Raw genomic sequence first — 22441 nt, forward strand, 5'->3', positions numbered from 1 at the left:
GCGAAGCCCCCAACGCGCAGTACCATACGGTCCATATACAAACCATATATGGATCATTCTTTATGGGCCTCGTCAAAATCTCTGAGCAGATGCATGAGAATCTGCGCGTCGCCAGCGGCGCCCTCAGCCGCTCGATCAATTCCCAAGCCGAACACTGGATGCGCATCGGCATGCTGTCCGAGCTCTATCCCGAACTGCGCCACGCTGACATCTGCCAGTTGCTGATCCGCATTGAACAGGGCGAAGGCTTCACCATTGCCTCCCTGTCTCGGCGGCTGCCGGACGCGGCCCAGGAGGTCGCGTAAATGGCACGCAAGGTATCCATCAAATCCGCCGCTGATATCGAAATGGCCCGCAAGGCCGGCGCCATGGCGGCCGAAGTGCTGCACATGATCGGCGAACACGTGCGCCCCGGCGTTACCACCGACGAGCTTGACCGCATCTGCAACGAATACATCGTCAATGTGCTGAAAGCCATTCCCGCCAACGTCGGCTACCACGGCTTTCCCAAGACCATCTGCGCGTCGGTCAACCATGTGATCTGCCACGGCATTCCCGGGCCCAAGGTGCTGAAAAACGGCGACATCCTGAACATCGACGTGGCCGTCATCAAGGACGGCTGGTTTGGCGACACCAGCCGCATGTACTACGTGGGCCAACCCAGCCCGCTGGCGCGCCGCCTGGTCAACACCACCTATGAAGCCACCCGCGCCGGCATCATGGCTGTGAAGCCGGGCGCCACGCTGGGCGACATCGGCCACGCCATCCAGACCGTGGCGCACCGCGAACACTTTTCCATCGTGCGCGAATACTGCGGCCACGGCATCGGCCAGATCTACCACGACGAACCGCAGGTGCTGCACTACGGCCGGCCCGGCGAAGGGCTGGTGCTGCAACCCGGCATGATGTTCACCATCGAACCCATGATCAACGCGGGCAAACCGGCCACCAAGCAGTTGCCTGACGGCTGGACCGTGGTCACCAAAGACCGTTCGCTGTCGGCGCAATGGGAACACATGGTGGTGGTGACCGACACCGGCTACGAGGTGCTGACGCCTTGGCCCGACGGCTACGGCGACTATCCGCCGATTCCCTGAAGCGCCTTTCCTGACGCGCCTTTCCTGAACCCAGCCTTCCTGAACCCCGCCTTTCCTGATCACGCCGGATAGGCGCAAAGGGCAAGGACCGGAGTGCAAGCCGCCAAGGGCACGATCATGATCGTGCCCTTGCCGTTTTCGGCGCAGCGTTTGTTCCCCCATGCCCACCCTGCCCCTTGCGTTTCGCCGCCTGGCCGCTTCCAACTTGGCCGCCCAGTTTTCCGAGCAGATGGCGCTGGCGGCCGCGCCGCTGGTCGCCGTGCTGGCGCTGGGCGCCACCGCCGCGCAGACCGGCACACTGCAAGCCGCGCAAACCTTGCCCTTTCTATTGCTATCGATGCCGGCCGGCGTGCTGGCCGACCGCATGTCGCGCAAAGCGCTGATGACCGCTGCCGAATGCGTGCGCGCCGCCAGCCTGCTGGGGCTGCTGGCCTTGTTGTGGATGGGTGGACTGAACCTGGCCTGGCTGGCCGCGCTGGGTTTTCTGGGCGCGGTTGGCACCGTGGCGTACAACGTTTCCGCGCCGGCATTGCTGCCCCGGCTGGTGCCCGCCAGCGAATTGGCCAGCGCCAACCGCTGGCTGGAACTGGCGCGCAGCAGCGCGTTCGCGGCGGGGCCGGCGGCGGGCGGCGCGCTGGTCGGCTGGATGGGCGCGCCCACCGCGTATGTGCTGGCCACCACCTTGTCTTTGCTGGCGGCGGCGCTGCTGGCGGGCTTGCCTCGGGACGGGTCGGCGGGTAACGCGAACCTGGCCAACGCCCCGCGCCGCCATCCCTTGACCGAACTGCGCGAAGGGGCCGCGTTCGTCGCCACGCACCCGCTGCTGCGTCCCGTGCTGATCACGGCGGTGTTCTTCAATACCGCCTGGTTCGTGCTGCAAGCCGTGTACGTGGTCTATGCCATTGAGCGCCTGGGCTTGAACGCCACGGGCGTGGGCATCACCTTGGGCGTGTACGGCGGCGGCATGCTGGCGGGCGCCCTGGCCGCGCCATGGCTGGCGCGCCGCCTGTCCTTTGGCGCGATGATCGCGGCCGGACCGCTATCGGCCTTGGCGGCAAGCGTTCTGTTGCTGTTCACCTTGGCGTATCCGTCGGGCGTGGTCGCGGCGGTGGGCTTCTTCCTGTTTGGGGCGGGCCCGATCTTGTGGACCATTACCACCACGACGTTGCGCCAGGCCGTCACGCCGAACGCGCTGCTGGGCCGCGTATCGGCCGTGATCCTGACAGCTACCTATGGCGCGCGGCCCGTGGGCGCGCTGATTGGCGCGGCGCTGGCCGACCGCATCGGGCTGGACGCCTGCCTGTGGGTGTCGACTGCGGGCTTTCTGGTGCAGTTCGTGGTGTTGTTCACGTCGCCCGTCGCGCGCCTGCAAAGCCAACCACACACCGTTGAAGCCTGACCCGAGGGTCGAAGTCCGCCAGCAATCTGTTGTGCCTGCGCGCGCGTGGCTCTGTATCTGGCGGCCGTGGCTGCCTGCCGCTAGACTGCGGCGATACCCCTTTGATATTGCTTCCAGCCGCCGCACAACCGCCCTGCTCGCCACCGAAAATGCTGAAAATCCTGGGCAAAGCCTCGTCCATCAATGTGCGCAAAGTGCTCTGGACCTGCGCGGAACTGACCCTGCCCTTTACCCGCGAAGACTGGGGCTCGGGCTTTCAGCCCACCAGCGACCCGCGCTTTCTGGCGCTGAACCCGAACGCCATGGTGCCCGTCATCCAGGACGGAGACTTCGTGCTGTGGGAGTCGAACAGCATCATCCGCTACCTGGCCGCGCAGTACGGCGGGCAGGCGCTCTATCCGGCTGAACCGAAATTACGAGCGCGCGTGGATCAATGGATGGATTGGCAGGCCACCGACCTGAACCGGTCCTGGAGCTACGCCTTCATGGCGCTGGCGCGGCAATCGCCCGCGCACCAGGATGCGGCCAGTATCGCGGCGTCGTGCCAGGCTTGGGCCTTGTACATGGGCATCCTGGATACCCGGCTGGCGCAAACCGGTGCGTATGTAGCGGGCGAGGCCTTCAGCTTGGCGGACATCCCCATCGGCCTATCGGTCAACCGCTGGTTCGCGACGCCTTTCGGCCCTGCCCATGAAAAACCCGCCCTGCCCGCCGTCAGCGCCTATTACGACCGGCTGGCCGCCCGCGAGGGCTACCGGCTGTACGGGCGCAACGGCATGGTTTGACGGGTGGGCTTGGCTGACGGGTCCGCTGACCGATCAGCCAGCCTGCTGTGCTACTTCACCACGCCGCAGACCAAACGCCCGCCCCCGCCGCCCAGCGGCTCGGGCTTGTCGCTATAGTTGTCGCCGCCTATGTGCACCATCATCGCGTGCCCTTTCACATCGGCCAGCTTCAGATGTGGCGCCACCACGGCTTTCTTGGCCGTGCCGTCTTCCGCCACCGTAATGAACGGCAGATCGCCCTGGTGCCCGTCCTTGGCCATCGGCCCCTTGTGGGCCTTGGTGCCCTTGGGGTCCAGATGCCCGCCCGCCGCGCCGCCAGGCACCATCTTGCCGTTCACCATGCCCGGCATGCAGGAACCCTTTTCGTGGACGTGAAAGCCGTGCTCGCCCGGCTTCAAGCCGTTCAGATTGGGCGTGATCTCCAGCCCACCCGGGGTGTCCTTCAGCGAAATCGTGCCGGCGCTTTTGCCCAGGCCGTCGGCGGTCAGGAACGACATCGAAACGTCTTCGGCCAGCACGGCGCCAGACGCGCCCGCCATCGTCAGCGCCGCGACAAGCATCGAGATTTTCTTCATGAAGTGCCTCCTGGAATCATGCACGCAAGGTGCGGATGCCCGGCCAGCGCAAACCTTGCCGCCTGGCCCAGGGCGCAGAAAACAATAGCACCGGGGCAAGTCGGCGCACCAGCATTCTTCCTTCCTGATACAAGCGATCAGGCTTCTTAACGATTCACCAGCAGCACCAGCGCGTGCAGCGCAACACCGATCAGCCCGCCGACCAGCGTGCCGTTAAAGCGGATGTATTGCAGGTCGCGCCCCACGCTCAGCTCCAGTTCGTCGACCAGATGGCGTTCGTCCCAGTTTTTCACCGTGCGTGAGATGTGTTCGGTCACGCCGATGCGCAGCCGGCCGGTCAGGCGACGCGCGCTGCCCATCACGTGGCTGTTGATGGCGTCGCGCAGGCTTGGGTCTTCGCCCAGCTTGCGGCCCAGCGCCAGCATGGCGCGTTCCAGATGGCCGGCCAGCGCCGAGTTTTCGTCAGACAGGTCGCGCCGCAAGGCGGTGTGGATGTCGTCCCACAGGCCTTGCACGTATTCCTGCACCTTGGGGTGGTCAATGGCGCGCTGCTTCAAGGCTTCAACCTGGGCCGACAAGGCCGGGTCGGTCTTCAGGCGTTCGATGTAATTCAGCACCCAGGCTTCGTAGTCGCGCCGCACGGGATGGTCGGGTTCGGACAGCACGTCGCGCAGCTCGTCCATCAAGGCCATGGCCAGGCGGTCGGCCAGGTTGTCGGCAATGCCGTCCACCGACTTCACCACGTCCACCGCCGCGATGATGCGCGGCCATTCCTTGCGCGCAAATTTCACCAGCAGCGTGGACGCGCGTTCCTTCACGTCGTCTTCGCCCAGGTAGCCGCCCAGGCGCTCCATGGCCGCATCCAGCAATTCCTGGTGGCGCCCGTCGCGCGTCAACAGGCCCAGCACTTCGCCGACGGTGCCCGCCGCGTCCCAGCCGCGCAGGTTCTTCACCACGAATTCCTGGATCACGCCGCGCACGGCGTGGTCGTCCAGCATGTCCAGCGTTTGCAGCGCCACGCGGCGCGCGCCGTCGCTCAAGGCATGCGCCTGCTTGGGCCGTACCAGCCAACGCGACAGCCGCGTGGCGGGATCGAACACGCGCAGCTTTTCCATCAGCGTGTCCGGGTCCAGGAAGTGGTCGCGCACGAACACGGCCAGGTTGTCGCCAATGCGGTCTTTGTTGCTGGGAATGATGGCGGTGTGCGGAATTGGCAGCCCCATCGGACGGCGAAACAGCGCCACCACCGCGAACCAGTCCGCCAGCGCGCCCACCGTGGCCGCTTCGCAAAACGCCCGCACCCAGGCCCATGCCCCCTGCCCGCCCATGACATGGCTGGTGATGAAGCCACAGACCATAGCCACCAACAGCGCCAGCGCGGCGATTTTCATGCGCCGCAACTGCGTGCGGCGCGCGTCGGAGGCCAAGGTGGAATGCGTGGCGAACGCGGCGGAGGCCCGTCCGGGCTGGGGTGGCGAGTCGGGAGTCTTCGGCGTGTCGGCGGGTTCGGGCTTATCAGGCATGGCGGTGTCGGCGTGGCAACTTCGGCGTGGCAAGCGAGGCGTCAGCATACCAACTGCGCTACTCGCCCAGGAACTCCGACACGGCTTCCAGCCCTTCGATGTGATCCGCCACCACCTTGGCGATAAACGCAATGGGCACCGACAGCAGCGTGCCCCAGATGCCCCACAGCCAGGTGAACAAGAGCAGCATCATGAAGACGGCCACCGAGTTCATCCTGGCGATGCGGCCCGACATCCAGGTCGTGACCAGCACGCCGATCAGCAAGGCAATGGCCACCGAGCTGCCCGCCACCTGTAGCGCCGGCCCGATTTCGCCGAATTGAATCAGCGCCGCCACCCCCGTGCCCACCGCCGTCATCAGCGGGCCAAAGTACGGAATGATGTGCAAGGCGCCCGCCACCACCGCCCAGGTGGCGGCGTTTTCCAGGCCCAACAGGCGAAATGCGCCCCACGACAGCACGCCCAGCGCCACGTTCGTGACCAGCATCATCGCCATGTACATGTGAATCGAATTGTTGATCTGGTCCAGCATGTGCACGCTGATCTTCTTCTGCGACAAGGTCGTGCCCGCCACCTTGACGAACTTGCGCTTGAACGCGTTGCCCGACAGCAGCAGGAAGAACACCAGGAACACGCTCATGGTGGCCTGGCCCAGGAAGGTGGCCAGCCCCTTGGAACCCCACAGCAGGAATTCACTGAAGCCCGCGTCGGACTTGGCCACCACCACCTGGCGGCCCGGCTCTACGCCGCCGGTATCCTGCAGCACGCTGGCCGCGCCTTTGATGCGTTCAATGAAGGAACCATCGCCGCTGGAAAAACCGCTTAGCGTGCGCGAGATCTTGCCGGAAATCTCGGGTAGCGCCTCAATGATGGAGCTGACCTGGCTTTGCGTGGCGTACACCAGGCCCGCCAGCCCGAAGGCAATCACGGCCATCAGGATGACAATACCGACCGGGCGCGGCAGGCGCACCCGTTCCATCAGGGTCACGGCAGGGTCCAGCGCATACGCCACGACAATGGACATGACCACGGGCACGATGAATTCCTGCGCCATCTTCAGGGAAAACAGCACGGCCAACACGGTCAGCGTGGTCAGACAGGCGCCGCGCGCCCAGACGTGCGTGACGTTGGGCGCGGGTTCGGGGATGATGCCGGCGTCTTGGACGGTGGCTTTTTCATCCGAAGCGCGGTCGTCCGGCCCGGACTTTTCCGCCGCCCGTTCTTCCGGCGACATGGTTTCCGGCGACGCTTTTTCCAGCGTAGTCTTTCCCGGCGTCACCTTCCCCGGCGTCGCGCTTTCCATCCCGTCCCCTCGCATTTCATTTTGGTGAACGTGGACAGCAAGTATCGTGCCTGGAGATGTTCCGTTTGCTTTTCAGCCCTGCCTTTTACCCCTTCACCGCCAGCAGCCCCGCCTGCCCTTCGTGGTCGCGCTGCGCGCGTTCCAGAATGAATTCGATCAGCATGGAAATCGCGCGCGGATGGTGGCGGTTGGGCATGTACAGCATGTACATGCCGCGCCCAAAGATACTTAGCCGCCACTGCGTCAGCGCCGCCAGCAGCTCGCCGCGCGCAATGTCGTCATGCACCACGTAGTCCGGCACCACGCCCACCCCCAGCCCGGCGCGAATGGCATCCCGTAGAAAGGCGTAGTTGCGCGAAATTACCGTGGGTTCCAGCACCACATGCTGGCGTGGCTGGCCGCCGTAGTAGGCCGACAACCGCAATGGCCGGCCAATGACGGCTGCGCTGATGATGGGCGCCTGGGCCAGATCATCGGGCCGCTGGGGCAGCCCCCGCACGTCGGCATAAGCTTTGGATGCGCAGGCCACGTAGCGCACCAGCCCGAGTTCGCGCGCCACCAGGTTTTGCGGCGGCTCGGACATGATGCGTACCGCGATATCGACCTCGTCGCGCAATAGATCGTCAACGCTGTTCTCGAACAGCACGTCCAGCACGATATCGGGATACGCCTGCTTGAACTCCAGCAGCCAGGGCGTCATCACAAATTGCCCATAGCCGCTGGGCACGCTCAAGCGCACCTTGCCTTGCGGCGTCTTGCCCAGGGTGTCGACCGCCTCGCGCGCGGCGACCAGTTCGTCCTGGATGCTGCGGCCATGTTGATACAGCTTCAGCCCGATCTCGGTGGCTTCCACGTGGCGCGTCGTGCGCCGCACCAGTTGCATGCCCACTGAACGCTCTAGTTGATTCAGGTGGTAGCTGACGTTGGCGCGGGTCATCTTCAGCCGGCGCGCGGCTTCGCTCAAGTTGCCGGCGTCCAGGATATCGACCAGCAAGGTCAGGGATTTGGTGTCCATGGCGTCTCCTTGGGCCGGATTGTCAAATTTTTTTATCCGTCGTGTCAATTCCTGATGGCATTGTCAAGACATCTTTACTGGGAAAGAATAAAGAACTAAGAGACACACGCAAAACAAGACAAGCGGTTTTTCCGGCTTGCCAGGCGCCGCGACAGCGGCCGCCACTAAGGAGACAAGGACCCATGACGGACAGCAGCACTGCCGGCGCCGCCCACGCGCGCCGCGACGAAGACATCCTGGTCATCACCCTGGACCACCCGCCGGTCAACGCGCTTAGCGCGGACGTGCGGCGCGGCCTGGCCGACGCCATCCAGGCCGCGCAGGCCGACCCCGACGTGCGCGCCATTCTGCTGGTGGGCGCGGGCAAGAACTTCATTGCCGGCGCCGACATCCGCGAATTCGGCAAACCGCCCAAGCCACCCGCCCTGCCCGACGTCTGCAACCAGATTGAAGCCAGCACCAAGCCGGTGGTGGCCGCGCTGCATGGCGCGGCGCTGGGCGGCGGACTGGAAGTGGCCTTGGCCGCGCACTATCGCGTGGCGCTTGCCAGCGCCAAGCTGGGCTTGCCCGAAGTAAACCTGGGCCTGCTGCCGGGCGCGGGCGGCACGCAGCGCACGCCCCGCCTGATTGGCGCGGCCGCCGCGCTGGACCTGATGCTGTCGGGCAAGCACCTGTCGGCCGACGCCGCATTGCGCGCCGGGCTGGTGGATGCGCTGGCCGAAGGCAATGACCCACTGACGGCGGGCCTGGCCTACACCCGCCAACTCTTGGCGCAAGACGCGGGCCCCCGCCGCAGCCGCGACGCCACCGCCGCGTTGGCCGACAAGGCCGCCGCCCTGGCCGAAGCCGCCGCGGCCGGCGAGCGCATCGCCAAGACGCTGCGCGGGCTGTATTCGCCCGCCAAAATCGTCGAAGCCGTGCGCGCCGCCATCGAGCAACCCTTTGACGAAGGCCTGCGCACCGAACGCGCGCTATTCCTGCAATGCCTGGACAGCCCGCAGCGCGCCGGCCTGGTGCACGCCTTCTTTGCCGAGCGTGAAACCACCAAGGTCCCCGAACTGAAAGAAGGCAAGCCGCGCGCCCTGAACAAGATCGGCGTGGTGGGCGGCGGTACGATGGGCGCGGGCATCGCGGTGTCGGTGCTGGACGCCGGCTTGCCGGTGGTGATGGTTGAGCAGGACGACGCCGCGCTGGAACGTGGCCGCGCGCGTGTGGCGCAGGTGTACGACCTGCTGCTCAAGAAAGGCCGCATCACGGCAGAAGAACGCGACGCCCGGCTGGCACGCCTGACCGGCGCCACCACCTACGACGCCCTGAGCGATGCCGACCTGATAATCGAGGCCGTGTTCGAGGACATGGACGTGAAGCTGGCCGTGTTTGCCGAACTGGACCGCGTGGCCAAGCCCGGCGCGGTGCTGGCCACCAACACGTCGTACCTGGACGTGAACCGCGTCGCCACCGCCACGCGACATCCGGGCAACGTGCTGGGGCTGCACTTCTTTTCGCCGGCCAACATCATGAAGCTGCTGGAGATCGTGGTGGGCGAGCAGACCGCGCCCGACACGGTGGCCACCGGCTTCGAACTGGCGCGCAAACTGCGCAAGACGCCCGTGCGCGCGGGCGTGTGCGATGGCTTTATCGGTAACCGCATCCTGGCCGTGCACCGGCAGGCGGCGGACATGATGATGGAAGACGGCGCGTCGCCCTACGACATCGACGCCGCCGTGCGCGAGTTTGGCTACCCCATGGGCCCCTACCAGATGGCCGACCTGGCGGGCGGTGACATCGGCTGGGCCACCCGCAAGCGCCGCGCCGCCACCCGCGACCCCGCCTTGCGCTACGTGCAGATTCCCGACCGCCTGTGCGAACGCGGCTGGTTCGGCCAGAAGACGGGCCGTGGCTTTTACCTGTACCCCGATGGCGCGCGCGTGGGCACGCCGGATCCGGACGTGCTGGCCATCATCGACGACGAACGCCGCCGAGCCGGCGTCACCCCGCGCCCGTTCACGCACGAAGACATCCAGCGCCGCTACCTGGCCGCCATGATCAACGAAGCCGCCAACGTGCTGGACCAGGGCATTGCGCTGCGCCCGTCCGACGTGGACGTGGTGTTCCTGTCCGGCTACGGCTTTCCGCGCCACCACGGCGGCCCGATGCACTACGCCGACAGCGTGGGCCTGGACCGCGTGCTGGCCGACATCCGCGCCTATGAGCAGGAAGACCCGGCGTTCTGGAAGCCGTCGCCGCTATTGGTGCGCCTGGCCGAATCCGGCCGCAACTTCGCCAGCCTGAATCAGGCTGCCTGAACGCAGGTTTTTTAGCCGCCGGCCGCCTGAACACCGCCCGCCTGAATACAGAACCCACTTTCGACTGGAACCCTTATGCGCGAAGCCGTCATCGTCTCTACCGCCCGCACCCCCATCACCAAGGCGGGGCGTGGCGAATTCAACCAGATCGCCGGCCCCACGCTGGCGGCGCATGCCGTGCGCGCCGCCGTTGACCGCGCGGGCATCGACCCCGCCCTGATCGAAGACGCCTTCATCGGCTGCGGCTACCCCGAAGGCGCCACGGGCCGCAACATCGGCCGGCAAGCCGTCATCCGGGCCGGCCTGCCGGTCAGCGTGGGCGGCGCCACCATCAACCGCTACTGCGCCTCGGGCCTGCAAGCCATCGCGTCGGCCGCCAGCCGCATCGTGATGGACGGCGCCCCGGCCGTGATCGCGGGCGGCGTGGAACTGGTGTCGCAGATCCGCACGCGCGACGACGGCGTCAGCGGCATGGACCCCTGGATACTGGCGAACAAGCCCGAACTCTATTTGCCCATGATCGAAACCGCCGACATCGTGGCCGCCCGCTACGGCATCAGCCGCGAAGCGCAAGACCGCTTCGCCGCGCAAAGCCAGGCGCGCACCGAAGCCGCGCAAGCCGCCGGCCGCTACCGCGAAGAGATCATCGCCGTTACCACCACCATGTCCGTCACCGACCGCGCCACGGGCGTCGTCAGCGAACGCGAAGTCACGGTGGACAAAGACACCTGCAACCGCCCCGGCACCACCTACGAAGCGCTTGCCGGCCTTGCGCCCGTGCGCGGCGAAGGCCAGTTCGTCACGGCCGGCAATGCCTCGCAACTGTCCGACGGCGCGGCCGCCTGCGTGTTGATGGAAGCCGCCGACGCCCAGCGCGCCGGCATCCGCCCGCTGGGCGCGTTCCGGGGCCTGGCCATTGCCGGCTGCGAGCCCGACGAAATGGGCATCGGGCCCGTCTACGCCGTGCCCAAGTTGCTGGCGCGTCATGGCTTGAAGGTCGATGACATTGACCTGTGGGAATTGAACGAGGCGTTTGCGTCGCAAGCGCTGTATTGCCAGGAAAAGCTGGGCATCCCCATGGACCGCCTGAACGTGGACGGCGGCTCCATCGCGCTGGGCCACCCGTTTGGCGTGACCGGCGCGCGCCTGGCCGGCCATGTGCTGATCGAAGGCCGCCGCCGCGGCGCCCGCTATGCCGTCGTCACGATGTGCATCGGCGGTGGCATGGGCGCGGCGGGCCTGTTTGAAATCTATGCTTGAGATGCATTAAGGACCGACATGGACTTGGAATTCACCCCCGAAGAAAACGCCTTCCGCGACGACGTGCGCGCCTTCCTGGCGGCCAAGCTGCCCCGGCGCCTTTCCGACAAGGTTGGGCTGGGCAAGCTGCTTACCAAAGACGACATGGTTGAATGGCACGCCATCCTGAACCAGCAAGGCTGGCTGGCCAGCCACTGGCCCGTGGAATACGGCGGCACCGGCTGGAGCGCCACGCAAAAATTCATTTTCGATAACGAATGCGCGCTGGCCGCCGCGCCCCGCATCGTGCCCTTCGGCCTGAGCATGCTGGGGCCGGTGCTGATCAAGTACGGCAACGAAGCGCAGCGCCAGTACTGGCTGCCCCGCATCCTGGACGGCAGCGACTGGTGGTGCCAGGGCTATTCCGAACCCGGCGCGGGCTCCGACCTGGCTTCCGTCAAGACCACCGCCGTGCGCGACGGCGACCACTACATCGTCAACGGGCAAAAAACCTGGACCACGCTGGGCCAGTACGCCAACATGATTTTCTGCCTGGTGCGCACCTCGCAGGAAGGCCGGCGCCAGGAGGGCATCAGCTTCCTGCTCATCGACATGAACAGCCCGGGCATCGAAGTGCGCCCCATCATCACGCTGGACGGTGAACACGAAGTCAACGAAGTGTTCTTTTCCGATGTGCGCGTGCCCGTCGAGAACCTGGTGGGCGAAGAAAACCGGGGCTGGACCTGCGCCAAGTACCTGCTGACTTACGAGCGCACCAACATTGCGGGCGTGGGCCAATCCACCGCCGCGCTGGAACGTCTGAAGGCCGTGGCCGCCAAGCAGAAAAAGAACGGCCGCCCCCTGGCCGAAGACCCTGACTTTGCCGCCCGGATGGCGCGCGTGGAAATCGAACTGGCCAATATGCGCACCACCAACCTGCGCGTGGTGGCGGCGGTGGCGGGCGGCGGTGCGCCGGGTGCGGAAAGCTCGATGCTGAAGATACGCGGCACGCAGATCCGCCAGGAAATCACGGCCTTGAACCGCCGCGCCATGGGCCCGTACGCGCGCCCCTTCGTGCCCGAATCGCTGCACGACGGCTACGACGCCGCCCCCATCGGCCCCGAAGGCGCCGACAGCGCGGCGGCGCAGTACTTCAACAACCGCAAGCTGTCGATCTTCGGCGGCTCCAATGAAATTCAGAAAAACATCATCTCGAAGATGATCTTGGGACTGTAAGGGCCGGCCATGAACTTTGAACACACCGAAGACCGGCGCATGCTTTCCGACATGCTGCGCCGCTTTGTCAGCGAGCAGTACGACTTCGCCACCCGCGAACGCCACGCGCAATCGGCCCAGGGCTACAGCGTGGAATTCTGGCGCCGCTATGCGGAACTGGGCGCCATCGGCGCCTTGTTCTCCGAGGCCGATGGCGGCCTGGGCGGCGCGGGCTTTGATATCTCGGTCGTCTTCGAGGCGCTGGGACGCGGCCTGGTCGTGGAACCTTTTTTGGACGCCTTGATGGTGGGCAGCGCCATCGCCGCCGCCGGCACGCCCGCGCAACGCGAAGCCGTGGACGGCCTCATCGCGGGTTCCATCACCGCCGCGCTGGCCCAGGCCGAACCCGATTCCGGCTATGAGCTGGCACGAGTCAGCACGCGCGCCGAACCGTCGGGCGACGGCTGGGTGCTCAACGGCGCCAAGGCCGTGGTCACGGCGGGCGAACACGCGGACCTGTTCCTGGTGTCGGCGCGCACTTCCGGTGCGGAAGATGACGAAGCCGGCATCAGCCTGTTCTTGGTCAGCGCCGGCACGCCCGGGCTGGCGGTGCGCGGCTACGGGCTGATCGACGGTGGACGCGCCGCCGAAGTCACGCTGACCGACGTCAAGCTGGGCCCCGAGGCCTTGCTGGGCGAGGCCGGTGCGGGCTACCCGCTGCTGGAACGCGCCACCGGGCGCGGCATCCTGGCGCTGTGCGCCGAAGCCGTGGGCGCGATGGACTGCGCCCGCGACGCCACCCTGGAATACCTGCGCACGCGCCGCCAGTTCGGCACGCCCATCGGCAGCTTCCAGGCCTTGCAGCACCGCATGGCCGATGTGCTGCTGGAAATTGAACAAGCGCGCTCGGCCGTCATCAACGCCGCCGCCGCGCTGGACAACCCCGACCGCGTCACCCGCGAACGCGCCTTGTCCGCCGCCAAGTTCACCATCGGCCGCATCGGCACACTGGTGGCCGAAGAAAGCATCCAGTTGCATGGCGGCATCGGCATGACCTGGGAATTGCCGTTGGCGCACTACGCCAAGCGCCTGGTCATGATCGACCACCAGTTGGGCGACGAAGACCATCACCTGCGCCGCTACATCGCGCTGGCGCAGGCGTGAACGGAGGCCAGCCCGACATGACGCAGGCCCACGCCGCTCTGCCACCGCTATCACCTCCGTTCTCGGCGCCGTTTCCCGTGCGCAGCGCCGCCGACGTGCAACGGCTGCAAGCCCGCCCGCTGGCGGAAACGTTGACGGTGCAAAGCACCTACGAGATCTTCCGCAACTCGGCCGCGGCCTTTGGCGACAAGACCGCGCTGACCTTCCTGCGCTCGGCGGACCCCGATGACGAGGCCATCCGCTGGAGCTATCGCGAGCTGCTGGCCGGCATCCACCAGACGGCCAACCTGCTGCACGACCTGGGCGTGCGCGCGGGCGACGCCGTGGCCGTCATGCTGCCCGGTTGCCTGGAATACCACCTGGCGCTGTGGGGCGGCGAGGCGGCGGGCATTGTCCAGCCGCTGAACCCGCTGCTGACGGAAGACAAACTGGCGTCTCTGATGACGACGGCGCGCGCCAAGGTGCTGATCGCCTATGGCGCGGACGCCGATTGCGAAATGTGGTCCAAGGCGCTGCGGCTGCGCGAGCGCGTGCCCAGCCTGCAAACCCTGCTGCGCGTGGCGCCGCACACCGAACCGCTGTCGGACCGCCCCGCGCTGCCCGACTACGCGCTGGACTTCAACGCCAATCGCTCGGCGCAACCGGCCGACCGCCTGCTCAGCGAACGGATCATCCGCGCCAGCGACGTGGCCGCTTATTTCCATACGGGGGGCACCACCGGCGCGCCCAAGCTGGCCATCCACACCCACGCCAACCAGGTCTTTACCGCCTGGGCGGCCGTGCAGTTGCAGAACGCGGGGCCGACCGACGTGGTCATCAACGGCTATCCGCTGTTCCACGTGGCGGGTGTGTTGCCGGCCTCGCTGGCGGCCTTGTCGGCCGGCGTGGAAACCGTCATTCCCACCCCTTTGCTGCTGCGCAACCGCGAGGTGCTGCGCAACTACTGGCGGCTGGTCGAAAAGCATCGCGCGACGTCCTTGCAAGGTGTGCCGACCATATTGGCGGCGCTGGCCGACGTGCCGCTGGCGGGCGCCGATATCTCGTCCTTGCGCTATTGCCGCACCGGCGCCGCGCCGCTGCCCGCCGAACTGGCCGCGCGCTTCAAGCGGCTGTTCGGCCTGCAAGTGAATGAAAGCCTGGGCATGACGGAAATGGCCGGCATCTCGTCCATCACGCCGCCGGGCTCGGTATTTCCCGTCAACTGCGTGGGCTACCCGCTGCCCTACGTGCAGGTACGCATCGTCGGCCTGGACATCCCCGCTGGGCAAGCCGCGAAGGACCTGCCCCCCGGCACGCCCGGCATGGTGTTGTTCAAGGCGCCCAACGTGATCCCCGGTTTTCTGGACCCCGCCGACACCGCCCGCGCCTTCACCGAAGACGGCTGGCTGATCAGCGGCGACGTGGGCTTCATGGATGCCGAAGGCCGGCTGCATTTGCAAGGCCGCGCCAAGGACCTGATTATTCGCAGCGGCCACAACATCGACCCCAAGACCATCGAAGACGCGCTGGCCACGCACCCGGCCGTGCACCTGTGCGCCGCCGTCGGCGCGCCGGACGCCTATGCCGGCGAATTGCCGGTGGCCTTCGTCACGCTGATGGAAGGCGCGCAAGCCACCGAAGCTGAACTCGTTGCCTACGCGGCCGCGCACGTGGATGAAGGCCCGGCGCGGCCCAAGCGCGTCATCGTGCTGGACGCCATGCCCATGACCAATGTGGGCAAGATCTACAAACCTGATTTGCGCCACCTGGCCACTGCCGTATCGGTAGAGGCGGTGGTGGCGCGCACCCTGCAAACGGCCGGGCTGGCGGAAGACAGCAATATCTTCCGCGTGCTGGCCGATGCGCAACCGGATGTCGCTGTTGAAGCGGCATCCGGCGTGTCCGCGCCGCTGAAGGAGCAGTTGCGCGAAGCCTTGGCGCGCTTGCCGGTCAAAGTCGTGCTGCGCGACTGAACCCGGAACGCGTCCAAGCACATCTCGACCCATTTCCACACACACAACAAACCACAACACCACTGGAGACAACCCATGCTGAAGATGCCCAAGCGCCGCGCCTGCCTGGCCGCACTGCTGCTTGCCACCACCGGCGCCGCCTTGCCGCTGGCCGCCAACGCGCAAACCGACTTTCCCACCAAGCCCATCACGCTGATCGTGCCCTTCCCGGCCGGCGGCTCCACCGACCGCCACCTGCGCATCGTGGCGCAGGACGCCTCCAAATACCTGGGTCAGCAGGTCATCGTGGAAAACCGGCCCGGCGCGGGCGGCACCCTGGGCCCGGCCACCATGGCGCGCACCGCCAAGCCCGACGGCTACACCATCAGCCTGTACACGCTGGCCATGCTGCGCATGCCGTACATGCAGAAAAGCAGCTGGGATCCCATCAACGACTTCAGCTTCATCATCGGCTTGTCGGGCTACACCTTCGGCTTCACGGTGCGTTCGGACTCGCCGTACAAGACCTTCAACGAATACATCGAGGCCGCTCGCAAGGCGCCGGGCACCATCGACTACGGCTCCACCGGCGTGGGTTCGTCGCCGCACCTGCTGATTGAAGAAATCGCCCTAAATTCCAAGGTCAAGCTGAACCACGTGCCGTTCAAGGGCAACGCCGACATGCAGCAGGCGCTGTTGGGCGGCCACGTCATGGCGCAAAGCGACGCCACCGGCTGGGACCAGTTCGTGGACTCCGGCAAGATGCGCTTGTTGGTCACTTTCGGCGAAAAGCGCACCACGCGCTGGCCCGACGTGCCCACCGCGCAAGAGCTCGGCTACAAGGTGGTGTCGACCTCGCCGTATGGCCTGGCCGGCCCCAAGGGCATGGACCCGGCCGTCGTGAAAACGCTGCATGACGCCTTCAAGAAGGCGCTGTTCGACAAAGCCAGCATGGACGTCATGAAGCAACTGAACCAGGAACCCGCGTACCGCAACAGCGCGGACTACAAGGCCTGGGCGCAAGCCACGTTCGTGAAAGAGAAGGACCTGATCGAATACCTGGGCTTGATGGCGAAGGATTGATCATAGGTCGGCAAGAGCCCTGATACAGGGCCAAAAAAGCCGGACGGGACCGCAGATTTTCTTTGCATGCTACGTTTGTATGCAAAAAATGTCTGCCTTTCCTGTCCGGCTTTTTGATAGACTGGCTGCCCGATTGTTTTACCCTCCGGCCCGCCGCAGCCGCGCCCCATGACCCAGGAAGTTCCGCTAGACCCCAGCGCCGACGATATTGCCCGCGAAGTGGCCGCCGCCATCGTGGCGCACAAGCTTCCGCCGGGTACGCGCTTGCGCGAAGAAGCGCTGGCGCGGGTCTACAAGGTCAGCCGCACCAAGATCCGCGCGGCGTTGCTGATGCTGTCCAAGGACAAGCTGATCAACATCGTTCCCGACAAGGGCGCGTTTGTCAGCAAGCCGGACGCCAACGAAGCGCGCGAAGTCTATGCCGTGCGCCGCATCCTGGAAGCCGCGCTGGCCAAGGAATTCGTGGCGCGCGCCACCGCCGCCGACTACCGCCGTATTGACGCCCACCTGGCCGAGGAACGGCTGGCGGTGCAAGCCGGCGACGTGCAAAAGCGCAACTATCTGCTGGGGCATTTCCACATTCTGCTGGCCGAAGCCGTGGGCAATTCGGTGCTGACGGGCATGCTGCGCGAACTGTCCGCGCGCAGCGCCGTGATCACCGTGCTGTACCAAAGCTCGCATGACGCCAGTTGCTCGTCGCAAGAGCACCACGCTTTCATCGAGGCCGCGCGCGCGGGCGACACCGAACGCGCTTGCGCGCTGATGGACGAACACCTGGAACACGTACAGACCGCGCTGAATTTCACCGAAGACGGCACGGGTGGCGGAGACTTGGTCACGGCGCTGCTTAGCTGAGGCCGTACTCCTTTCACCCCGCAGTCGTCCCACCCAGCATCTGCCCCATGCGCTGCTGTAGCCAAAGCTCGGTCGTGCTTAACGACGCGCCTTGCAGCCACAAGGTACGCACCGACAACATCGGCAAGGACAAGCCTGTGCACGGCACCCGCGTCAGCGTTCTGCGAAAGCTTTCGTATTCGGCGATGTTCAACGGCAGGATCGCCCAGCCCAGTTCGTCGGCCACCATGCCGGCAATGCTGTAGAAGCTGTCCGTGCGCCAAACGGTGGGGCTCAGCACCACCTCTTCCACGCCTTCCATCTGCATGACCAGTTGCCGGTAACGCGCCAGGTCGCTGCGCGTGACCTCGGCCAGGGCCGCCAGCGGATGGCCCGACGCCACGAACACCGCCTGCGCCACATGGCCCAGATAACGGTGCGCGAAGGCGCTGCCGGGGTCGCCCCGGTCGAAGTGGAACGCAATGCTGGCGCGACCCTGCTGCACGTAGTCGGCCACCTCGGTCGCGGTGCCGTTCAACTGCGTGAGTTCCAGGGCGGGAAAGCGCTCAGCCACTTCCACCATCAGCGCGCCCAGCACCTGGTACGGCAGCGCTTCGTCCAGCGCGATCGACAGTCGCGCGTCCTGCCCCGCCGCGAAAGACAAGGCCCGCTGATCCAGCCCGCCCGCCTGCCGCAGCAGTTCACGCGCCTCTTGCAGCATCACTTCGCCAGCGGGCGTCAGCGTAGCGTTGCGCCGCGAGCGGTCGAACAATTCCACGCCCAGGTCGGCCTCCAACAGGCCCACCGAGGTACTGACGGCGGACTGCGCGCGGCCCAGCGCACGCGCCGCGGCAGAAAAGGAACCGGCATCCGCCGCTGCCACGAAATGCCGAAGTTGATCCAAGGTCCATTGCATGTCGCCCTCCGTAATTCATCTATTTTATAGATGGAATCAAACTTTTTACGGCAAATAAACAGATAGATAATGCCGGCCTTGCACTCGTAGCGCCGCCGAAACCGCGCGGCCGGGTGTGGTTTAACCAGGAGTAGAACTATGCAGCGGACTCATTCGAACGCTGTCGCCACGGCCGACCCGCGCCGTTGGCTGGTGCTGGGCATTGTGTCCATTGCCTTGTTGTTGATCGTGGTGGACATGACGGTGCTGTACACCGCCCTGCCCCGGCTCACGCACGAGCTGGGCGTGACCGCGTCTGAAAAATTGTGGATCGTGAACGTGTACGGCTTGGTCGTATCCGGCCTGCTGCTGGGCATGGGCACGCTGGGTGACCGGCTGGGCCACAAGCGCCTGTTCATGATGGGCTTGGTCGTCTTCGGCGTGGCCTCGCTGGCCGCCGCCTATTCGCCGGGCGCGGCGTCCTTGATTGCGGCGCGCGTGCTGCTGGCGGTGGGCGCGGCCATGATGATGCCGGCCACCTTGTCCATCATCCGCCTGACGTTCGCCCAGGAACGCGAGCGCGCCGTGGCCATCGGCATCTGGGCGTCGGTGGCCTCCGGCGGCGCGGCGCTGGGGCCGGTGGTGGGCGGCGTGCTGCTGGAGCATTTCTGGTGGGGCTCGGTGTTCCTGATCAACGTGCCCATCGTGCTGCTTGCGCTGCCGCTGGCCTGGCGGTGCATCCCGGCCAGCCGCCCCGCCGCCGCCCGCCCCTGGGACCTGATGGGCTCCTTGCAAGTCATGGCGGGCTTGATCCTGTGTGCCTATGCGTTGAAAGAACTGGGCCGCGCCAGCACCTCGTGGCTGCATGCCGGCCTGGCTTGCGCGGCCGGGGTCACAATCTTGACCTTGTTCGTGCGCCGCCAGCGTCGCCGCCCGTATCCGCTGATCGACTTCGCCATCTTCCGCAACGCCACCTTCAGTTCGGGCGTAGCCGCCGCCCTGTTCGCGGGCGCCGCGCTGCTGGGGCTGGAACTGGTCTTCAGCCAGCGCCTGCAACTGGTGCTGGGCATGTCTCCGATTCAGGCCGCGCTCTTCATCCTACCGCTGCCGCTTGCCGCCTTCGTGGCGGGGCCGCTGGCGGGCTGGCTCTTGGCCTATATGCGTGGCCCGCGCCTGATGTTCCTGGCGCTGGCCGTGTCGGCCACGGGCATGGGCGCGTATCTGCTGTGCTATGACGGCGCCATCTTGCCGCAGATGCTTAGCCTGAGCGTGCTGGGCCTGGGCATCGGCGCGACCATGACGGCGGCGTCCAGCTCCATCATGCAAAGCGCCACGCCGGAACGCGCCGGCATGGCGGCGTCGATTGAAGAGGTGTCCTACGAATTGGGCGGCGCGCTGGGCGTGACCTTGATGGGGTCCATCCTGTCGGGCGTGTATGCCAACACGCTGGACGTGCCCCCCGCTCTGGCGACGGCGCCCGCGCTGCGTGACAGCTTGGACGAAGCGCTGATCGTGGCGGAAGGCCTGCCGACGGACTTGGCGGCCACGCTGACGCACTTGGCCAAGACCGCGTTCGACACCGGCTATGCCGCCGTGATCGCCACGGCCACCGTCATGCTGCTGGCCACCGCCGCGTTCGTGCTGCTGAACCGCACGCGCCGGCAGGCGGCCCGGGGCTGAGCGAGGCACTCCCGTCACCGAATCCGAAAAGCGTGGTCCATGTCGGCGATCAAATCTTCTTCGTGCTCCAGCCCGATCGAAATCCGGATCAGCCCTTCCGACACGCCCGCCGCCGCGCGTTCCTCGGCCGGCACGCCGGAATGCGTGGTGGATGCCGGGTGGCACACCAGCGATTCCGTGCCGCCCAGGCTGACCGCCGACTTGAACAGATGCAGCGCGTTGATGAAGCGGAACGCCCGTTCGCGGCCACCCTCAAGCACGAAGGCGAAGGTGGAGCCGGGGCCGGTGCACTGGCGCTTATAGACCTCTTGGTAGGCGCGGTCAGAGATCATCTCCGGATGAAAAATGGCGACCTTCTCGTAAGGATTCCCGGCCAGCCATTGCGCCACCTTGGTCGCCGTGCGCGCCGCCTGCTTCATGCGCAGCACCACCGTTTCCATCGACCGCGTGATCATCCAGCACGAATGCGGGTCCAGTTGCGAGCCGAACGCGCTGCGAATGGCGCGCACCTTCTTGATCAGGTCCTTGCTGCCCGTGACGGCGCCCGCCACCAGGTCGCTGTGGCCGCCCACGTACTTCGTCAGCGAATACACGCACAGGTCCACGCCATGGTCGGCCGGCTTTTGAAAAATAGGCCCCAGCAGCGTGTTGTCGCACACTGATACGGGGCGATAGCCGTGGCGCGTTTCAAAGGCATCCAGCTCGTTCTTCATGCCTTCGAAATCGATCAGCGCGTTGGTGGGGTTGGCCGGCGTTTCCACGTAAAGCACGCGCACCGGCCCCTTGGCCGCCGCCTCCTCCAGCGCCGCGCGCATGGCCTGGGGCGACAGGCCGTCGCGGATGGCGTGCGAGCCGATGCCCCATTCCGGAAACACCTTGGCAATCAGCGTCTCGGTGCCGCCATACAGGGGCAGTGACTGCACCAACTGATCGCCGGGGCGCAAGAACGCCATCAGCACGGCGCTGATGGCGGCCATGCCGCTGGCCGTGACCGCCGCCGCCTCGGACCCATCCAGCAAGGCCAGCCGGTCTTCCACGATTTCCAGATTGGGATGATTGAAGCGGCTGTAGACCAGCCCGGCGGATTCGCCCTGCGGCAAGGGCTTGCGGCCCGACACCACATCAAAGAAGGCCGCGCCGTCCTCGGCGGACCGGAACGCGAAGGTGGACGTCAAGAAAACAGGCGGCTTGACCGCGCCTTCGGACAGAAAGGGGTCGTAGCCATAGGACATCATCTGCGTTTCCGCATGCAGCGGGCGTCCAAAAATATCCTTCTTGTGATAAGTCGAATACGTCATGGTGTGCCTCTTACTCTGGGATTCCCGCCGACCGGGCAGGCGCGTCTCGCATGTTGCGACGATAACGCCTATTCGTCCGCCTGCAACTGGCCGGGCACGACGCGGTTGCGGCCGTGGTGCTTGGCTTGGTAGAGGCCGCGGTCGGCCGCCCGGATCAAGTCGGTGCAGGGCTGGTCGTCAGTAGGAATGGCCGTGGCCGTGCCGATGCTGACGGTCAGCCAGGGTCCCGAGCCCAGATCCTTTTGCGGAATCTGCATGGCCTCGACCGCGCGGCGCAGCTTTTCGGCCGCCAAACGCGCGCTGCCACCCGGCGTGCCGGGCAGCACCAGCGCGAACTCTTCGCCACCAAAGCGGGCCGCCAGGTCGGTGGAACGGTCGCAACTGGCGAAGATGGTGTTGGCCACGCGCTTGAGCGCTTCGTCGCCGGCGATGTGGCCGTAGGTGTCGTTGTAGGCCTTGAAGTGGTCCACGTCGATCATCAACATGCTGATCTCGCGGCTGTCGCGGCGCGCACGCTGCCATTCGGCATTGAGGTATTCATCGAAGTAGCGGCGGTTGCCCAGGCCCGTCAAGCCATCGGAATTGGTTAGCCGCCGCAGTTCCATATTGCTTTCCAGCAGTTGCTGCTGGCTTTGGCGCAGCGCCTGGTAGGCCTCGTCGCGCTGCACCAGCGCCAGGTACGAGCGCGAGTGGTAACGGATGCGCGCCACCAGTTCGATGGAATCGGGCAGCTTCACCAGATAATCGTTGGCGCCCGACGAAAACGCCGCGCTCTTGATGGCGGCGTCTTCCTTGGTGGACAGCACGATGATGGGAATGTCGCGCGTGACCGGATGAGTGCGGTATTCCTTTACCAGGCTCAAGCCGTCCACGCCGGGCAGCACCAGGTCTTGCAGGATGACGGTGGGCCGCGTCTGAATGGCCACGGTCAGCGCTTTGTGAGGGTCCGAGCAATAGTGGAAATCGATATTGCCCTCCACCACCAGCGCGCGCCGGATCGCTTCGGCCACCATGACCTGATCGTCAACCAGCAGCACCATGGCCGCGTGGGCGTTCAAATCCGCCGAGCCGGCGCTATCTATGGGAGGGTGCATCGCTA

19 protein-coding genes are annotated in these 22441 nt (G+C 66.0%); 12 read left to right on the forward strand and 7 right to left on the reverse strand.

The features are described 5' to 3' along the window. Positions 1 to 62 precede the first annotated feature (62 nt). The 4 genes from WBR68_RS20620 to WBR68_RS20635 all read left to right on the forward strand — a co-directional run bounded on the left by WBR68_RS20620 (position 63) and on the right by WBR68_RS20635 (position 3281). Positions 63 to 305 (forward strand): ParD-like family protein, encoded by a 243-nt coding sequence (locus WBR68_RS20620; protein ID WP_050446659.1) that lies wholly within the window; start codon positions 63 to 65, stop codon positions 303 to 305. Then, the gene (gene map, locus WBR68_RS20625) at positions 306 to 1097 is read left to right on the forward strand and encodes a type I methionyl aminopeptidase (RefSeq protein WP_050446660.1); all 792 of its coding nucleotides are present in this window, start codon (positions 306 to 308) and stop codon (positions 1095 to 1097) included. Positions 1098 to 1257: 160 nt separating this feature from the next. After that, a complete protein-coding gene (locus WBR68_RS20630) occupies positions 1258 to 2496 on the forward strand; it encodes an MFS transporter (RefSeq protein ID WP_230695118.1) in 1239 nt (412 codons plus the stop codon). Between the two features lie 149 nt (positions 2497 to 2645). After that, a complete protein-coding gene (locus WBR68_RS20635; protein WP_127184781.1) occupies positions 2646 to 3281 on the forward strand; it encodes a glutathione S-transferase family protein in 636 nt (211 codons plus the stop codon). Positions 3282 to 3331: 50 nt separating this feature from the next. Here the strand turns inward: WBR68_RS20635 and sodC are convergent, their stop codons facing one another. The 4 genes from sodC to WBR68_RS20655 form a co-directional block, all read right to left on the reverse strand. Continuing rightward, a complete protein-coding gene (gene sodC, locus WBR68_RS20640) occupies positions 3332 to 3856 on the reverse strand; it encodes a superoxide dismutase family protein (protein WP_050446663.1) in 525 nt (174 codons plus the stop codon). A 146-nt stretch (positions 3857 to 4002) separates the two neighbouring features. Next, the gene (locus WBR68_RS20645) at positions 4003 to 5247 is read right to left on the reverse strand and encodes a DUF445 domain-containing protein (protein WP_050446739.1); all 1245 of its coding nucleotides are present in this window, start codon (positions 5245 to 5247) and stop codon (positions 4003 to 4005) included. A gap of 190 nt (positions 5248 to 5437) precedes the next feature. Further along, positions 5438 to 6682: an AI-2E family transporter gene (locus tag WBR68_RS20650; RefSeq protein WP_230695119.1), complete on the reverse strand. Its 1245-nt coding sequence runs from the start codon at positions 6680 to 6682 to the stop codon at positions 5438 to 5440. 85 nt (positions 6683 to 6767) lie between these two features. Next, a complete protein-coding gene (locus tag WBR68_RS20655; protein ID WP_050446665.1) occupies positions 6768 to 7697 on the reverse strand; it encodes a LysR family transcriptional regulator in 930 nt (309 codons plus the stop codon). A 182-nt stretch (positions 7698 to 7879) separates the two neighbouring features. On the opposite strand from WBR68_RS20655, the gene WBR68_RS20660 reads away from it, so the two are divergent. From WBR68_RS20660 to WBR68_RS20690, 7 genes are all read left to right on the forward strand, one after another. Then, positions 7880 to 10003: a 3-hydroxyacyl-CoA dehydrogenase NAD-binding domain-containing protein gene (locus WBR68_RS20660; RefSeq protein ID WP_230695120.1), complete on the forward strand. Its 2124-nt coding sequence runs from the start codon at positions 7880 to 7882 to the stop codon at positions 10001 to 10003. A gap of 75 nt (positions 10004 to 10078) precedes the next feature. Beyond that, positions 10079 to 11263 carry an acetyl-CoA C-acyltransferase gene (locus WBR68_RS20665; protein WP_230695121.1) on the forward strand — a complete coding sequence of 395 codons (1185 nt, stop codon included), beginning with the start codon at positions 10079 to 10081 and terminating at the stop codon, positions 11261 to 11263. An 18-nt stretch (positions 11264 to 11281) separates the two neighbouring features. Beyond that, positions 11282 to 12478 (forward strand): acyl-CoA dehydrogenase family protein, encoded by a 1197-nt coding sequence (locus tag WBR68_RS20670; protein ID WP_230695122.1) that lies wholly within the window; start codon positions 11282 to 11284, stop codon positions 12476 to 12478. Positions 12479 to 12487: 9 nt separating this feature from the next. After that, complete coding sequence (locus tag WBR68_RS20675) at positions 12488 to 13621, forward strand: acyl-CoA dehydrogenase family protein (protein WP_050446669.1); 1134 nt, start codon at positions 12488 to 12490, stop codon at positions 13619 to 13621. A gap of 17 nt (positions 13622 to 13638) precedes the next feature. After that, positions 13639 to 15573 carry an acyl-CoA synthetase gene (locus tag WBR68_RS20680; RefSeq protein WP_050446670.1) on the forward strand — a complete coding sequence of 645 codons (1935 nt, stop codon included), beginning with the start codon at positions 13639 to 13641 and terminating at the stop codon, positions 15571 to 15573. A 75-nt stretch (positions 15574 to 15648) separates the two neighbouring features. Further along, the gene (locus tag WBR68_RS20685; protein WP_050446671.1) at positions 15649 to 16635 is read left to right on the forward strand and encodes a tripartite tricarboxylate transporter substrate binding protein; all 987 of its coding nucleotides are present in this window, start codon (positions 15649 to 15651) and stop codon (positions 16633 to 16635) included. Between the two features lie 168 nt (positions 16636 to 16803). Continuing rightward, complete coding sequence (locus WBR68_RS20690; RefSeq protein ID WP_050446672.1) at positions 16804 to 17490, forward strand: GntR family transcriptional regulator; 687 nt, start codon at positions 16804 to 16806, stop codon at positions 17488 to 17490. Positions 17491 to 17503: 13 nt separating this feature from the next. Here WBR68_RS20690 and WBR68_RS20695 read toward each other — a convergent pair whose 3' ends face one another. After that, positions 17504 to 18385 carry a LysR family transcriptional regulator gene (locus WBR68_RS20695; RefSeq protein WP_127184789.1) on the reverse strand — a complete coding sequence of 294 codons (882 nt, stop codon included), beginning with the start codon at positions 18383 to 18385 and terminating at the stop codon, positions 17504 to 17506. Positions 18386 to 18523: 138 nt separating this feature from the next. Between WBR68_RS20695 and WBR68_RS20700 the strand changes: the two genes are divergently transcribed. Beyond that, positions 18524 to 20044, forward strand: a complete 1521-nt coding sequence (locus tag WBR68_RS20700) for an MFS transporter (RefSeq protein WP_230695123.1) — start codon at positions 18524 to 18526, stop codon at positions 20042 to 20044. A 14-nt stretch (positions 20045 to 20058) separates the two neighbouring features. Here the strand turns inward: WBR68_RS20700 and WBR68_RS20705 are convergent, their stop codons facing one another. Together WBR68_RS20705 and WBR68_RS20710 are read right to left on the reverse strand one after the other, a co-directional pair. Beyond that, a complete protein-coding gene (locus tag WBR68_RS20705) occupies positions 20059 to 21342 on the reverse strand; it encodes a cystathionine gamma-synthase family protein (protein ID WP_230695124.1) in 1284 nt (427 codons plus the stop codon). A 68-nt stretch (positions 21343 to 21410) separates the two neighbouring features. Continuing rightward, positions 21411 to 22436 carry a response regulator gene (locus WBR68_RS20710; RefSeq protein WP_230695125.1) on the reverse strand — a complete coding sequence of 342 codons (1026 nt, stop codon included), beginning with the start codon at positions 22434 to 22436 and terminating at the stop codon, positions 21411 to 21413. Positions 22437 to 22441 lie beyond the last annotated feature (5 nt).

Source organism: Achromobacter sp. JD-1 (assembly GCF_038594925.1).
In the GTDB taxonomy this organism is placed as follows: Bacteria; Pseudomonadota; Gammaproteobacteria; order Burkholderiales; family Burkholderiaceae_B; genus Achromobacter; species Achromobacter spanius_C.

Bases quoted from the DNA above. Each gene is read 5' to 3' on its own strand.
- WBR68_RS20620 (WP_050446659.1), top strand. From the start codon at position 63: ATGGGCCTCGTCAAAATCTCTGAGCAGATGCATGAGAATCTGCGCGTC.
- map (WP_050446660.1), top strand. From the start codon at position 306: ATGGCACGCAAGGTATCCATCAAATCCGCCGCTGATATCGAAATGGCC.
- WBR68_RS20630 (WP_230695118.1), top strand. From the start codon at position 1,258: ATGCCCACCCTGCCCCTTGCGTTTCGCCGCCTGGCCGCTTCCAACTTG.
- WBR68_RS20635 (WP_127184781.1), top strand. From the start codon at position 2,646: ATGCTGAAAATCCTGGGCAAAGCCTCGTCCATCAATGTGCGCAAAGTG.
- sodC (WP_050446663.1), bottom strand. From the start codon at position 3,856: ATGAAGAAAATCTCGATGCTTGTCGCGGCGCTGACGATGGCGGGCGCG.
- WBR68_RS20645 (WP_050446739.1), bottom strand. From the start codon at position 5,247: ATGAAAATCGCCGCGCTGGCGCTGTTGGTGGCTATGGTCTGTGGCTTC.
- WBR68_RS20650 (WP_230695119.1), bottom strand. From the start codon at position 6,682: ATGGAAAGCGCGACGCCGGGGAAGGTGACGCCGGGAAAGACTACGCTG.
- WBR68_RS20655 (WP_050446665.1), bottom strand. From the start codon at position 7,697: ATGGACACCAAATCCCTGACCTTGCTGGTCGATATCCTGGACGCCGGC.
- WBR68_RS20660 (WP_230695120.1), top strand. From the start codon at position 7,880: ATGACGGACAGCAGCACTGCCGGCGCCGCCCACGCGCGCCGCGACGAA.
- WBR68_RS20665 (WP_230695121.1), top strand. From the start codon at position 10,079: ATGCGCGAAGCCGTCATCGTCTCTACCGCCCGCACCCCCATCACCAAG.
- WBR68_RS20670 (WP_230695122.1), top strand. From the start codon at position 11,282: ATGGACTTGGAATTCACCCCCGAAGAAAACGCCTTCCGCGACGACGTG.
- WBR68_RS20675 (WP_050446669.1), top strand. From the start codon at position 12,488: ATGAACTTTGAACACACCGAAGACCGGCGCATGCTTTCCGACATGCTG.
- WBR68_RS20680 (WP_050446670.1), top strand. From the start codon at position 13,639: ATGACGCAGGCCCACGCCGCTCTGCCACCGCTATCACCTCCGTTCTCG.
- WBR68_RS20685 (WP_050446671.1), top strand. From the start codon at position 15,649: ATGCTGAAGATGCCCAAGCGCCGCGCCTGCCTGGCCGCACTGCTGCTT.
- WBR68_RS20690 (WP_050446672.1), top strand. From the start codon at position 16,804: ATGACCCAGGAAGTTCCGCTAGACCCCAGCGCCGACGATATTGCCCGC.
- WBR68_RS20695 (WP_127184789.1), bottom strand. From the start codon at position 18,385: ATGCAATGGACCTTGGATCAACTTCGGCATTTCGTGGCAGCGGCGGAT.
- WBR68_RS20700 (WP_230695123.1), top strand. From the start codon at position 18,524: ATGCAGCGGACTCATTCGAACGCTGTCGCCACGGCCGACCCGCGCCGT.
- WBR68_RS20705 (WP_230695124.1), bottom strand. From the start codon at position 21,342: ATGACGTATTCGACTTATCACAAGAAGGATATTTTTGGACGCCCGCTG.
- WBR68_RS20710 (WP_230695125.1), bottom strand. From the start codon at position 22,436: ATGCACCCTCCCATAGATAGCGCCGGCTCGGCGGATTTGAACGCCCAC.